The organism is Sphingomonas sp. Leaf198, assembly GCF_001424005.1.
Taxonomy (GTDB): Bacteria; Pseudomonadota; Alphaproteobacteria; order Sphingomonadales; family Sphingomonadaceae; genus Sphingomonas.
This window is the reverse complement of sequence record NZ_LMPX01000003.1, coordinates 487950-500900: the sequence shown is the minus strand read 5'-3', so window position 1 is coordinate 500900 and position 12951 is coordinate 487950. Positions and strand designations below refer to the sequence as shown.

15 protein-coding genes are annotated in these 12951 nt (G+C 67.8%); 8 read left to right on the top strand and 7 right to left on the bottom strand.

Translation table 11 applies throughout. From position 1 onward, the window contains the following. Nucleotides 1-39 precede the first annotated feature (39 nt). Nucleotides 40-2175, top strand: coding sequence for an AsmA family protein (locus ASG20_RS14910; RefSeq protein ID WP_056054372.1), 2136 nt, complete (start codon nt 40-42; stop codon nt 2173-2175). A 435-nt stretch (nt 2176-2610) separates the two neighbouring features. Here ASG20_RS14910 and ASG20_RS14905 read toward each other — a convergent pair whose 3' ends face one another. Further along, a complete protein-coding gene (locus tag ASG20_RS14905) occupies nt 2611-3444 on the bottom strand; it encodes an inositol monophosphatase family protein (protein WP_056054369.1) in 834 nt (277 codons plus the stop codon). Nucleotides 3445-3534: 90 nt separating this feature from the next. On the opposite strand from ASG20_RS14905, the gene ASG20_RS14900 reads away from it, so the two are divergent. Both ASG20_RS14900 and ASG20_RS14895 read left to right on the top strand, forming a co-directional pair. Next, nucleotides 3535-4068, top strand: a complete 534-nt coding sequence (locus ASG20_RS14900; protein ID WP_056054367.1) for a peroxiredoxin — start codon at nt 3535-3537, stop codon at nt 4066-4068. A gap of 68 nt (nt 4069-4136) precedes the next feature. Beyond that, entirely contained in the window at nt 4137-5192 is a 1056-nt protein-coding gene (locus tag ASG20_RS14895; RefSeq protein ID WP_056054364.1) for a GGDEF domain-containing protein, read from the top strand. 341 nt (nt 5193-5533) lie between these two features. Here ASG20_RS14895 and ASG20_RS14890 read toward each other — a convergent pair whose 3' ends face one another. Further along, complete coding sequence (locus ASG20_RS14890; RefSeq protein ID WP_056054361.1) at nt 5534-6163, bottom strand: YbhB/YbcL family Raf kinase inhibitor-like protein; 630 nt, start codon at nt 6161-6163, stop codon at nt 5534-5536. A gap of 4 nt (nt 6164-6167) precedes the next feature. Further along, nucleotides 6168-6749, bottom strand: coding sequence for a hypothetical protein (locus tag ASG20_RS14885; RefSeq protein WP_231420567.1), 582 nt, complete (start codon nt 6747-6749; stop codon nt 6168-6170). Between the two features lie 101 nt (nt 6750-6850). On the opposite strand from ASG20_RS14885, the gene ASG20_RS14880 reads away from it, so the two are divergent. After that, the gene (locus ASG20_RS14880) at nt 6851-7288 is read left to right on the top strand and encodes a DUF1810 domain-containing protein (protein WP_082470993.1); all 438 of its coding nucleotides are present in this window, start codon (nt 6851-6853) and stop codon (nt 7286-7288) included. Nucleotides 7289-7368: 80 nt separating this feature from the next. After that, nucleotides 7369-7494 (top strand): hypothetical protein, encoded by a 126-nt coding sequence (locus ASG20_RS20035; protein ID WP_259466878.1) that lies wholly within the window; start codon nt 7369-7371, stop codon nt 7492-7494. Nucleotides 7495-7546: 52 nt separating this feature from the next. On the opposite strand, the gene ASG20_RS14875 is transcribed toward ASG20_RS20035, so the two are convergent. The 3 genes from ASG20_RS14875 to ASG20_RS14865 are packed head-to-tail and all read right to left on the bottom strand — an operon-like array spanning nt 7547 to nt 9202. Then, nucleotides 7547-8188 carry a heme exporter protein CcmB gene (locus ASG20_RS14875; protein WP_056054358.1) on the bottom strand — a complete coding sequence of 214 codons (642 nt, stop codon included), beginning with the start codon at nt 8186-8188 and terminating at the stop codon, nt 7547-7549. Beyond that, nucleotides 8185-8757, bottom strand: coding sequence for a heme ABC exporter ATP-binding protein CcmA (gene ccmA / locus ASG20_RS14870; RefSeq protein WP_056054355.1), 573 nt, complete (start codon nt 8755-8757; stop codon nt 8185-8187). The genes ASG20_RS14875 and ccmA overlap by 4 nt, the downstream gene beginning before the upstream one ends. Nucleotides 8758-8776: 19 nt before the next feature. Continuing rightward, nucleotides 8777-9202 (bottom strand): metallopeptidase family protein, encoded by a 426-nt coding sequence (locus tag ASG20_RS14865; protein WP_443025952.1) that lies wholly within the window; start codon nt 9200-9202, stop codon nt 8777-8779. Nucleotides 9203-9250: 48 nt separating this feature from the next. Here ASG20_RS14865 and ASG20_RS14860 point away from each other — a divergent pair, with 48 nt between their 5' ends. Next, nucleotides 9251-9547, top strand: a complete 297-nt coding sequence (locus tag ASG20_RS14860; protein WP_056054351.1) for a 4a-hydroxytetrahydrobiopterin dehydratase — start codon at nt 9251-9253, stop codon at nt 9545-9547. Between the two features lie 209 nt (nt 9548-9756). On the opposite strand, the gene ASG20_RS14855 is transcribed toward ASG20_RS14860, so the two are convergent. Beyond that, complete coding sequence (locus ASG20_RS14855; protein ID WP_056054348.1) at nt 9757-10551, bottom strand: SDR family oxidoreductase; 795 nt, start codon at nt 10549-10551, stop codon at nt 9757-9759. 67 nt (nt 10552-10618) lie between these two features. Here ASG20_RS14855 and ASG20_RS14850 point away from each other — a divergent pair, with 67 nt between their 5' ends. Next, nucleotides 10619-11380, top strand: coding sequence for an ATP-binding cassette domain-containing protein (locus ASG20_RS14850; RefSeq protein ID WP_082471013.1), 762 nt, complete (start codon nt 10619-10621; stop codon nt 11378-11380). Continuing rightward, on the top strand, nt 11377-12915 hold the full coding sequence (locus tag ASG20_RS14845) for an ABC transporter permease/substrate-binding protein (RefSeq protein WP_056054343.1): 1539 nt from the start codon (nt 11377-11379) through the stop codon (nt 12913-12915). Before ASG20_RS14850 ends, ASG20_RS14845 begins: the two co-directional genes overlap by 4 nt. Nucleotides 12916-12951: the final 36 nt, after the last annotated feature.

Below are 12951 nucleotides of genomic sequence, written 5' to 3'. Positions count from 1 at the left end.
GTTGTGGAACTGGCGCGCGCGTCGTGCGATAGGCCAGGCATGGACGACAGCCCGACGCAGCCGATCGACGCCCCCTCCCCAACCCCGGAGGCAGCGTCCGCGCGGAAACGTCGCAAGCGGCGGATACTGCGCAACATCCTGCTCGGGATCGTCGCGGTCGTCGTCGCGATCTGGCTGGTGCTGTACATCACCAAGGGGCGCTTCCTGAAGCATCCGTTCGAGCGCGTCGTCGGCTCGTTGACGCACCGAACGCTGACCGTACGCGGCGATTTCCAGCTCTATTTCGCGCCGTTCCGCATCAAGCTGTACGCGGAGAATTTCACGCTCTCGAACCCCGATTGGGCGAGCAGGCCGAACCTGTTCCAGGCGGACAAGCTGGACACGCGGATCGCGCCGCTGTCGCTGCTGTTCGGCAAGCGGCGGCTGTACTGGCTCGATCTCGTCAACGGCGCGGTCGATCTCGAGTGGAACGCAGCGCACTCGGCGAACACCTGGACGTTCTCGAACAAGAAGGGTGGCAAGCCGCTCGAGTTCCCGCGGATCGACGTCGCCACGGTGACGGGCACGACGGTGCGCTATCTCGATCCGCGGATGCGGGTGCTGGCGGACCTCAAGGTCGCCGACATCCGCTCGGTCGACGCGACGATCGGCCGCGCGGTCGGGCTGACCGGCAAGGGGCGGTTGCGCGAGACGCCGTTCACCGTGACCGCGCAGTTGCTGTCGCCGGATGCGACCGCCAATCGCGGGCAGAACAAGCTGGTCGCGCGGGCGCGGGCGGCGGGGAACGTGATCGACGTCGCGGGCACGCTGCCGAGCATCGCCGATGTCGAGAACGTGCCGCTCGCCGTTACCGCGCGCGGCGCAAACCTGTCGACGCTACTGGGCGTGATCGACGTCGCGATCCCGAACACGCGGACCTACAAACTGCGTGCTCAGCTGATCAAGCAGGGCGACGAATACGCCTTCACGCACTTGCGCGGTTTCGCGGGCCGGACCGATCTCGCGGGCAAGCTGACGATCGTCAACGGCGAGCGCATCCATCTCGATTCGATGCTCACGACCAAAAGCCTCGACATCATCGATGCGGCACCGTTCATCGGCTTCAATCCCGACATCGTCGAATCGAAGGGCGCGGTGGCCGCCGCCGCCGCGACAGGCGCTGCACCGCAACGCCTGTTGCCCGACGGGAACCTGCCGGTCGCGACGATGCAGATCTTCGATGCCGACCTGAAATGGACGATCGGGGTGGTGAAGTCGCGCAACCTGCCGATCTCCAACGTCGACCTGACACTCGATCTTGAGCGCGGTCGGCTGGCACTGTCGCCGCTGACCTTCTCGATGGCGCGCGGCAACGTGGCCTCGGACGTGATCTTCGATACGCGCGCACGGCCGAGTGCGGTCTCGTACGATATCCGCCTCGCACCGACGCCGTTGGGGCGCCTGCTCAACGGGTATGGCCTGACCGAGGCGGGAACGACCGGCACGATCAAGGGGCGGATCAAACTCGACGGGCGCGGCGATTCGATCCACGACTCTCTCGCCTCGTCGCGGGGGCGAATCGCGTTCGTGCTGCCGTCGGGCGCGCTGTCGGTCCGCAACGTGCAGCTCGCCGAGCTCGACATCGGCACGTTTGCGCAGCGGATGTTCCAGGGCCAGCTGAACGAGCCGGTGCAGATGAATTGCGGACTGATCGGCTTCACCGTGCGCGGCGGCGTTGCGGCGGCGGACCCGATCCTGATCGACACGCGCAAGAACGTGATCGTCGGGCGGGGCGGGTTCAGCTTCCGCAACGAGGCGGTCGATCTCGCATTTCGTGCGGACTCGAAGAAGTTCAGCCTGTTCGCGGGGCAGTCGCCGATCGGGGTCGGCGGCATGTTCGCCGCGCCGAAGCTGAACGTGATCTCGAAGGACCTGCTCGCGCGGGTCGGCAGTGGGCTCGGGCTGGCGCTGGTGGCGACGCCGGTCGCGGGGATCCTGGCGTTCGTCGATGTCGGCGATGCGAAGTCGACGGCGTGCGGTCCTGTGCTGGCCGGGGCGACGGCGGCGGCGCAGCGGACGACGAAGGGCCAGCCGCGCGATGACGTGGGGCATGGGACGACGGCCAAGGCCGAGGACGGGAAGACGTCTGCTGCGGAGAAGAAGGGGCAGCGGAAGAAGTTTTTGGGGATTTTCTGAGGGGCGCGCGAAACTAGCGACCCTCTCCTACCTTGCTCGGCCCGGGATCAGGCGGACATCCGGGTCGATGGTTGGACCTGCTCCGATGGCTGGCGTTCCGTATCCATGGGTCCCGGCGTCCGCCGGGATGACGGATAGGGGAGCGAGTGTGGCCTGACGGGGTAAGCGTGAAGGCCGATTACAGGCCGCCCTTTTGAATAGCGCGCGGTGCTCGGGTTGGGTCGCGATCACCGCAAGACCATCGTCTTCTCACCACACCCGCCCCGTCACCCCGGCGGACGCCGGGGCCCATGGTAGGTCAGCTCAGACGGCTAACGTGCCGTGTCCGTGGGTCCCGGCGTCCGCCGGGATGACGGATGGGGGTGGTGATGTGGGGGCGTTGCGCTTTGCGATGCCGCCCCGCCCCAATCCCTCCCGCAGGCGGGAGAGGAATCCTTATCCGTGGTCGTGACCGGCGTGATCGTGCCCGTCATCGCGCACCCGGTGCATCGCTTCCAGCACGTCGTCCATCCGCGCCGGGTCGCCGATCGCCAGTACATGGCCTTCGCTCGCCGCGGTCAGGGGGTCGCCGTTCCAGTCGCACATCATGCCGCCTGCCCCTTCGACCACCGGCACCAGCGCGGCGAAGTCGTAGATCTTGAGCCCCGACTCGCACACGACATCGAGATGCCCGCTCGCGAGCAGGCCGTAATTGTAGCAGTCGCCGCCATAGACAGGCCCCTGCCGCGGGTTGCCGCCCGAGATCGCGGCGACGAGCGCGAGGTAATGCGGGACGTCGACCTCGTCGAACAGATGCGGGCTGGTGGTGGCGATCGTCGCGCCTGCCAGTTCGCGGCAGGTGCGCGTGCGGACCGGTACGCCGTTGAGCGTCGTTGGACGCCCCGCGACACCGACCCAGCGCTCGCGCTGGACCGGCTGGTCGATGATCCCGAGCACCGGCCAGCCATCCTCGACCAGCGCGATCAGCGTGCCGAAGATCGCGCGGCCGACGGTGAAGCTGCGCGTGCCGTCGATCGGGTCGAGCACCCATTTGCGATTGGTGACACCCGTCTTCTCGCCATACTCCTCGCCGACGATGCCGTCGCCCGAGCGCTCGGCGTCGAGCAACCGGCGCATCGCCGATTCGGCCTCGCGGTCGGCGCGCGTGACGGGGGATTGGTCGTCCTTGATCTCTACACCGTGCTCATGGCGGAAATAGGGTCGGATGACGTTGCCCGCCGCATCCGCGAGGCGGTGCGCGAGATCGATATCGGCTTGGGTGACTGGCATGGCCCCTGCCTATCGGCCGCAGCCGTCGCGAGCAATGGACGGATCATCCGCGTGCGCGTAGGTCGTTGCAATCCAACCGGAGTATCGTCCATGCGCCTCGTCTCGACTCTCGCCGCCGCCCTGCTCGTCGCAACGCCGGCGTTCGCCGCGCTCGTGCCAGGTGCCAAGGCGCCCGACTTCACGACTCGCGGGGCGATCGCGGGCAAGGTGTTCACCGTGCATCTCGCCGAGCAGCTGAAGAAGGGCCCGGTCGTGCTGTACTTCTTCCCCGCCGCCTACACCGGCGGCTGCAACGCCGAGGCGCACGCGTTCGCCGAAGCGATCCCCGCCTTCACCAAGGCCGGCGCGACCGTGATCGGCATGTCCGCCGACAACGTCGAGACGCTGAGCAAGTTCTCGGCCGAGAAGTGCGCGGGCAAGTTCGCGGTCGCGAGCGCAGGACCCAACGTGGTCAAGGGCTACGACGTCGCACTCGGCAAGCAGGTGCTGGGCCGCACCGTGACCAAGCGTACCAGCTACGTCATCGCCAAGGACGGTCGGGTCGCCTTCGTCCATGACGACATGAACCCTGCCGAGCACGTCGCGACGACGTTGGCGGCAGTGGAAAAGCTGACCGGCAAATAGCTGCCGTTCTGGTGACAATATGCTAACGCTTTCGGGTCTATGCCTTTGGTGGGGATGCGGAGGAAGTCATGGGGGACGCGCAAGCGGCCAAGCCGGTATCGGGGGCAGACCCAAGAAACTCGCTGTACGAGCGTATCGGCAGGTTCCTTGACGAGCATCGCCTGAGCCCCGATCCCGCGCATTACCACTTCGCGCATGCCGTTCTGTCGGCGCCCGACCAGCCGCTGGCGATCGCGGTCGCCCGCCTCACCGATGGCGGGGTTCGCCTGAGCTGCAACGATATCGAGCGACTCGGCGGTCAGGTCGTCGCCGGTGCCCCGGCGGCGCACCGTCCCGCCTCCGGCCAGGCGTCGGAAGTCGCCGCGGAAACCGGCGTCGACAGCGCGATTTCGCTGGTCGTCGAAACGCAGCACCACGTCGAAGACTTCACGCAGATCATGCGGACGATGCAGGACGAAACGCGGGGCTTCGGCCGCGATCTGGCCAAGAGCGCCGCCGCGATCAAGCAGATCGCCGAGATCGACGAGATCACGCAGATCACCACCATGATGATCGGTCGGATCCACGACAGCGAAGTGCGACTCGCCGCCGCCACCGCCGAAGCCGATATCCTGCGCACCAAGCTGGTCGAGGCGCACGACATCGCCCGGCGCGATATGCTGACCGGCCTGCCCAACCGCCGCGCGTTCGAGGAGGCGTTCGCCGAGCGCGACCTCGATGCGGGCCCCTATTGCCTGGCGGTGTGCGACATCGACCGGTTCAAGGGCGTCAACGATCTCCACGGGCACGGCGTCGGCGACCGCGTGCTCATCGCGATCGGACAGGCGTTGTCTAGCGAATGCGCACCGCATCTGGTGGTCCGCCACGGTGGCGAGGAGTTCGCGCTGCTGATCAAGGGCAAAACGCTGTCGGATGCGGCCAAGTTGCTCGATCGTGTTCGCGCGACGGTGGCGGCAAAGCGATACCGCAACCGTGAGACCGACGCCCCGCTGGGAAGCATCACCTTTTCGGCGGGCATCACCGCGATCCATATCGAAGAAACGTCGGGAATCGCGTTCTCGCGGGCCGACCGCCTGCTTTACACGGCGAAAGAACAGGGCCGCGATCGGATCTGCGCCGCCTGATCCCGTAAAATGGCGTGTTTTGCGCATGCGATCTGGTGCGATTTCCCAATGGCGCAGCGCGGTCGAAAGAAACCCTAGCCAGCGCAATGACTTAAGAAACTGGCATGGTGCGTGCAAAGCTTTCGGTATCGGAGGCCGGATGGTCCTGCTCCCCGAACAACCGAAGGAAATCCCCATGTCGCTCCGTTTCGAAACCGCTCAGCGTATCGCCATCTCGTTCGTCGGCGCACTGTTCTTCGCCGCCGTCGCCATCACCACCGCCGCACCGATCATCCCGATCGCCTGATCGCGATTACGTCTATTCCTCGACAGCGAGACGCGTGCGCAGAACGAGACGTCGTTCACGCCACCGCGCCCTCCCCGATCGGTCCGACCGGCGCCGCCTGATCGCGCGAATAGGTCCCGATCAACACCCCCGCCGCCAGTACATGGCCGGTGATGGCCTCGATCACCGCAGATCGTCCCGGAGTCGCTCCGGGATCACCCGCACCTGCCCCGACCGCGAAAAGCTGGAAGACGTAGCGATGCTCTCCGTGCCCGCTCGGCGGATCGGGCGGCAGCCAGCCTTCGCGGAGATAGGAATTGCGGCCCACATCGCGTCCCGCCGGGCCGCCCGCGCCATCGGCGACGATTGCGCCTTCCGCGAGACGGCCAGCATCCGCATCGAGACCCCACACGATAGCGTGGACCAAAGGTTGCGGTGCCGGCGCGTCGGGATCCTCGACGATCAGCACCATCGTTGCCGTTCCGACCGGCGGGTCGCTCCAGACGAGCGGTGGCGACACGCCCTCGCCGTCGAGCGTGAAGCGCGGCGGCAGGCGACTTTCATGCGCGAACGCCGGGCTGGAAAGGTCGATCGACGCCGGCGTGTCGCCGGGATCGCCGCAGACCTGCGAGACGGCCAGCTTATCCTCGCCGGCGCGCAGACCGCTCATCGCCTGACCCAGCCATGCAGGGATGTGTTCGAGCATCGGTTCAGCCCTCCGAAGGACAGGTGTCGTCGCGACGCTCGGGGGCGCCGCCTGCGTACCATTCGCTTTTCGCGCCCATCTTGTCGGCGTCGTGATAGCAGACCTGGGTCTTGCCGCCCTTGGGGTCTACCAGCACGGTCCAGTTGCGATCGCTGCAATTATGCTCCTCGCACCCCCAGGCGGCGATCCGTGTCCCGTCGCCGGTGGTGCCGGCGCGCTTGATCGTGAAGATCGGCGTCTCGGGACCCGTCCGGCCGCGGATCGTCTCGCGCAGCTTGGCATCGCCGACCGCTTCGACCAGCCCGGTCGCAACTTCAGTCCGGTCGAAGAACCCGACGCCGTTGACCGCGTCGTGCGGATACTTGCCGACATAGGCGGTGATCGGCGTGGTCTGCGCCTGCCCCGGAATCGGCGTCGGTGCGCGCGTCTCGGGTGGCGTGAAACCACTCGGCGCGGGCGCGTTCGCCGCTTCGTCGTTCTTGCCGCACGCCCCCAGCAGGAGCGGCGTCGCGAAAAGTGCGACCGCGATCACCGTCTTCATGGCCGCCGTCTTCATGACTACCGTCTTCATGGGCATCGTCGTCATCGGCATCGTCCTTGTTCGTTACGCATCCAACGCGCTTGCGGGCGTGCCGGTTGCAGCCGGGGTCGCAGCCGGGGTTGCAGCCGAAGCGACCGACGACCACCATGCTCCACATGGTACAGAATCTCGAACGGTTCGTCGTGGCGCAAGCCGGCATCTACCCACAGGCGCTCGCCGAACTGCGCGCAGGTGCGAAACGCAGCCACTGGATGTGGTTCGTCTTTCCCCAGATCGCCGGGCTCGGCCACAGCGCGATGGCGCGGACCTATGCGATCGCCTCGGCGGCCGAGGCACGCGGCTATCTTGCGCATCCCGTGCTCGGGCCTCGCCTGATCGAAGCGACCGAGACGGTGACGCTCGCGCATGGTTCGGCGGAGACGATCCTCGGCGGCATCGATGCCGTGAAGCTGCGCTCGTCGATGACCCTGTTCGCGCGCGTCGCCGACGATCCGGCGCCGTTTCGCGCCGCGCTCGACCGGTTCTTCGGCGGGGACGAGGATCCGGCGACGATTGCGCTGCTCGACCAGGACCAGGCGCGATAAGACGGGCGCGATAAGACGGGCGCATGACGAAGTAACCGTGTAACATGACGGCGGGGCTTTCCGCTCCCTGAGGTGTCGTCATGGCGAAAAGCCAGAAGAAGTCGAACAAGGAAGTCCGCAAGCCCAAGGCCGAAAAGGCGCCGAAAGCCAACGCGTCGAACCCGACGAGCAAGGGCAAGGCCGTGGAGATGACCACCCTCAACTAGATGATGGCGCTCACCTAAACGACGGTGCTCGACTACCCTGCGGCGTACGGCGCTAGTCCAGCGCCGCACGAATGGCGGCGGCGGCGATGAACGGCGAGCCTGCGACCAGCACGAGGCTGACCGCAGCGAGCAGTTTCATCGCGCCGGCCCCGCCCGCGGGATCGAGCGCGCCCGCCCCGAAGATCAACAGCGGGACGGCGAGCGGCAGCATCGCCAGCCCGACCACTGCGCCGCTGCCGCGCACCCCTGCGACCAGCGCGCTTGTCGCGACGGCGAGCGCTGCCAAGCCGGGCGTCCCGATCAGCAACCCGATCTCGACGCGGATCAGCGTATCGAGCGACAGGTCGAACAAACCCGTGGCGATCACCGCGGCGAGCATCAGCGGCGGACCGAAGCTCAGCCAGTGCGCGATCGTCTTGGCGGTCGCGACCGCGGCCATCGACAGCCCGCGCACGGCAAGCTGATCGAACACGCCCGCGTCGAGATCCGGCGCGATCAGCCGCTCGACCGGCAGCAACGCCGCCAGCAGCGCCGCGGTCCAGATCACGCCGCCACCGATCCGCGCCAGCAGCGCACCGTCCGGGCCGATCGCGAGCGGGAACAGGATCGCCACCAGCAGGAAGAACGCGACCACCAGGACGGCGCCACCACTCGCCACGCTGCGGCGCAGATCACGGCGGATCAGCGTGATCACAACGCCACCTCGGTCGCATGCGGCAGGTCGAGCGCGACGTGCGTGGCGATCAGCGCGATGCCGCCTTGCGCGCGGTGCTCGGCGAGCAAAGCCCGCAGCCGTGCGATCGACTCGGCATCGAGCCCGTTGGCGGGTTCGTCGAGCAACCACACCGGCGCGCCGCTGGCCGCGACGCGTGCCAGCGCGGCACGACGGCGCTGGCCCGTCGACAGGAGGCGTACCGGAATGTCCGACAGCGCAGTCAGGTCGAGCGCTTCGATCGCTCGCGCAACGCGGCCGGCGGGATCGGGCGTCTGGTCGAGAATCGCCCAGAACCGCAGCGCCGCGCTCAATGTCTGGTCGACGTCGAGCGCGCTTGCCTCGGTCAGCAGCGCGATCCCGGCGTCGCATGACACGCGTCCCTCGGACGGCGCGAGCAGGCCCGCGGCGATGCGGATCAGGCTAGACTTGCCGATCCCGTTGGGCCCGGTGACGACCGCCGCATCGCCCGGTGCGAGCGCGAACGACACGTCGGCGAACAGCGGCCGCCCGCCGCGCACGCACGCCACCGCGTCGAAGACGAGCGTCATGCCGCCCGCCCGGTCGCGCTCATGAACCGCTATCGTCGGGCACGGAGTCTTCCAGCGCGTGCATGTCGTCGTCGCTGAGACCGAAATGATGGCCGATCTCGTGAATCGTCACATGCGCCACGAGGTCATCGAGGCGAACGCCGGTCTCGATCCATTCCTCGAGGATCGCGCGGCGGTACAGGACGATGCGGTCGGGCATGGCGCCTGAGTCCATCGACGATTTCTCGCCGAGGGGGCGGCCGTGATAGAGCCCGGACAGGTCGAGCGGATGCTCGAGCCCGAGCTCGGCCAGCGTCTCGTCGTCGGCGAACTCCTCGACCACGAAGACGATATTGCCGAGATGCACGGCGAACTGCTCGGGCAGCCTGGCGATCGTCGCGCGGCCGATCGCCTCGATCGCGTCGGCACCCGGTGCCTGGCCGGAGAATGTCGCTTGCCCGCTCATGCGAGCAGCCATACGCGGTGGGCAACGATAGCGGCAAGGGATACGCGGATGGTCGAAGCGCTGAACGAAACAGAACGCGCGGAAGCGCTCGATGGGCTGGACGAGTGGGACTACGACGATGCGCGCGATGCGATCACGCGGACGATCGTGTTCGCCGATTTCGTCGAGGCGTTCGGGTTCATGACGCAGGTCGCGCTGATCGCCGAGCGCGCGAACCATCATCCGGAATGGAAGAACGTGTGGAACCGGGTGGAAATCCTGCTGACCACGCATGACGCGGGGGGCTTGAGCCCGCGGGATATCGAGATGGCCGAAGCGATCGACGCGATCGTCGGCGACGCCTGATCTTCTACATTGCCCCTTAGCGCACAAACCCGGGGCGGTTCCGGGGCGGTGCGACGATCGAGCTTCTTCTGCGCCCCTCCCTGGAAGGGAGGGGTTGGGGGTGGGTCGGCCGGTTGGTGGGCGTGACGTCTCGATAACGGGCCGACCCACCCCCTGCCCCTCCCTTCCAGGGAGGGGAGACCGTCGGCCTTGTTGCAACGGGCAGTCCGTTACCGCTCCAGCCGCCGGCCACCGCGCATCCGCTTGCGGAGTGCGCCCGGCATCCACCGTGCCGCGAACGCCATGCGGTGCGCGGTCTTGCCGACATAGGTGTGGACCTTGTCGCCGTGGACCGCCTCCCACGCGGCGTCGGCGACCTTGTCGACCCCGGTCAGTTCGAGCCCGGCGCCCGTCACCGTCTCGCGGATCGAGTGATTGCTGTTCCCCGCGGCCGAATCGAGCAACGGCGTGTCGATGAAGCTCGGCACGATCGACCGCACCTTGATGCCGTCCGCCGCCCATTCGCCGTCGAGCGCCTCGGTGATTGCGCGGATGCCGAACTTGGTCGCCGAGTACGGCGCGAGCCCCGACGAGCCGTAGATCGCCGACGCCGACGCGGTGTTGAGCAGGCATGAGCCCGGCGTCCGCTTGAGATACGCATAGCCGATCCGCGCGCCGTTCAACGCGCCGACCAGGTTGATCGCGATCACCCGGTCGATCTCGGCGAAATCGGTCTCCGCCAGCGGTCCGCCCGAGCCCACCCCGGCATTGTTGAACAGCACGTCGAGCCGGCCGCCGGTGGTCGCGACGAACGCGTCGAGCGAGGCGGTCCACGCATCACGGTCGCGCACGTCCATGCGGTAGGTGCTCACCATGCCGTCGGGCAGCGATGCCGCGGTCTCGGCAAGCCCCGCGACGTTGACGTCGGCGAGCCCGACCCGCCAGCCCTTCCGCGCGAACAGCATCGCGGTCGCACGGCCGATCCCCGATCCGCCGCCGGTGATGAAAATGCTCTGCTGCGTCATGACATCTCTCCCCTTATTGTTTTTGGTCATTTGATTTTACGGTATGTTTCCCGCATCCTGCGCGCAGATGCCAGACAATTTGCCAGCGCTCGCTTTCGAACACGTCACCAAGCGGTACGGGTCGACGGTCGCCGTCGATCATGTCTCGCTTGAGATCGCTCCCCGCGCCTTCGTCGCGCTGGTCGGGACGTCGGGATCGGGCAAGTCGACGTTGCTCAAGACGATCAACCGGCTGGTCGAGCCGAGCGAAGGCCGCGTCACGATCGACGGTGCCGACGTCGCGGGCGAGCCTGCGCCGGAGCTGCGCCGGCGGATCGGCTATGTGTTCCAGAATATCGGCCTGTTCCCGCACATGACGATCGCCGAGAATATCGCGATCGGGCTGCGGATTGCGGGACGACGCGACGAGGCCAAGGTCGGCGAGCTGCTCGATCTGGTCGACCTGCCGCGCGATATCGCCGGGCGGATGCCCGACGCGCTGTCGGGCGGGCAGCGCCAACGCGTCGGGATCGCCCGCGCGCTCGCGCCGGGGGCGAAGCTGCTGTTGCTCGACGAGGCGTTCGGCGCGCTCGATCCGGTGACGCGCGATGCGCTGGGGACGCGGATCCGCGAGTTGCATGATCGGCTCGGGCTGACGACGATCCTGGTGACTCACGACATGGCGGAGGCGCTGTTGCTCGCGGACCGCGTGTTGGTGATGAAGGCCGGGCGGATCGTCGCCGACGCGACCCCGCGCGACCTGGTGTCGGGCAAGGGTGGCGACGACGCGCAGGCGCTGGTGCAGGTGCCGCGCGCGCAGGCCGAACGCTTGCAGGCGCTGGTTTCGTGAGCGCGTTTCTCGACGCGCTCGGCCGCGTGCCGCCGCTGCTCGCCGCGCATGTCCTGCTGTCGGCGTCGGCGCTGCTGCTGGGGATCGCGATCAGCCTGCCGCTGGGGATCTGGTCGGCGCGCAACGCCAATGTCGCGCGCGTGTCGCTCGGGTTTGCGAGCCTCGTCCAGACCATCCCGAGCCTCGCCCTGCTCGCGCTGTTCTATCCGCTGTTGCTGAGCCTGTCCGCGCTCGTCGGCGGCGGCATTCCCGCGCTCGGCTTCCTGCCGTCGCTGATCGCGCTGACGCTGTATGCGTTGCTGCCGATCCTGCGTAACGCGGTGGCGGGGCTGCACGGGCTCGATCCGGCGGTGATCCAGGCGGCGGATGCGGTCGGGATGACGCCCGCGCAGAAACTGCGGCTGGTCGAGGCGCCGCTGGTCGCACCGGTGCTGATCGCCGGAATCCGCACTGCGGCGGTGTGGACGATCGGTGCCGCGACGCTGTCGACGACGGTCGGCCAGCCGAGCCTGGGCGACATGATCTTCGCGGGGTTGCAGACGCAGAACTGGGCGCTGGTGCTGGCCGGCTGCGTGTCGGCGGCGGCGCTGGCGCTGGCCGTCGATGCGCTGATCGGCGGGATCGAATACGGCATCCGCGCGCGGCGGCGCTGGCTGTGGATCGCGTGCACCGCGATGCTGGTGGCGGGGACCGCCGTGGCGACCGCGCCGCTATGGCCCAAGAGCGGCGGGGACCGGACGGTGGTGGTCGGGGCGAAGAACTTCTCCGAGCAATATATCCTCGCGCGACTGATCGGCGATCGGCTGGAGCATGCGGGATATACCGTGCAGTATCGCGACGGGCTGGGCTCGGCTGTGGTGTTCGGGGCGCTCTCGACCGGGGATATCGATGTGTATGTCGATTACGCCGGGACGATCTGGGCGAACGAGATGAAGCGGCACGACGTGCCCGAGCGCCAGCCGATGGTCGCGGCGATCGGGGCCTGGGCCAAGCGCGAGCATGGGGTCGGCCTGGTCGGCTCGCTCGGGTTCGAGAATGCCTATGCGTTCGCAATGAAGTCGGATGCGGCGAAGGCGAAGGGGATCGCCAGCCTCGACGATCTGGTCAGGGCGGCGCCGACGATGACACTGGGCAGCGACCTGGAGTTTCTCGAGCGGCCCGAATGGGCGGCGGTGAAGCGCGCCTATCCGCTGCGGTTCGCCAGGACGACGCCGTACAGCCCGACCTTCATGTACCGCGCGCTGGAAAGCGGGAATGTCGATGTGATCTCGGCGTTCTCGTCCGATGGGCGGATCGCGGCGGATCAGCTGACCGTGCTGAGCGATCCGCGGCATGCCATCCCCGGGTACGACGCGATCCTGATGGTGGCACCGAAGCGGGCGGGGGATGCGAAGTTCCTCGCCGCGCTGACGCCGCTGGTCGGGCGGATTCCGGTCGAAGCGATGCGGACGGCGAATTATCAGGTCGACCGCGATGCGGACAAGCAGACGCCCGAGGCCGCGGCGCGGTGGCTCGCGGCGAAGGTCGGGCTCTGATCTCCCTCGCCCCTCCGGGGAGAGGGAAGGAGGAGC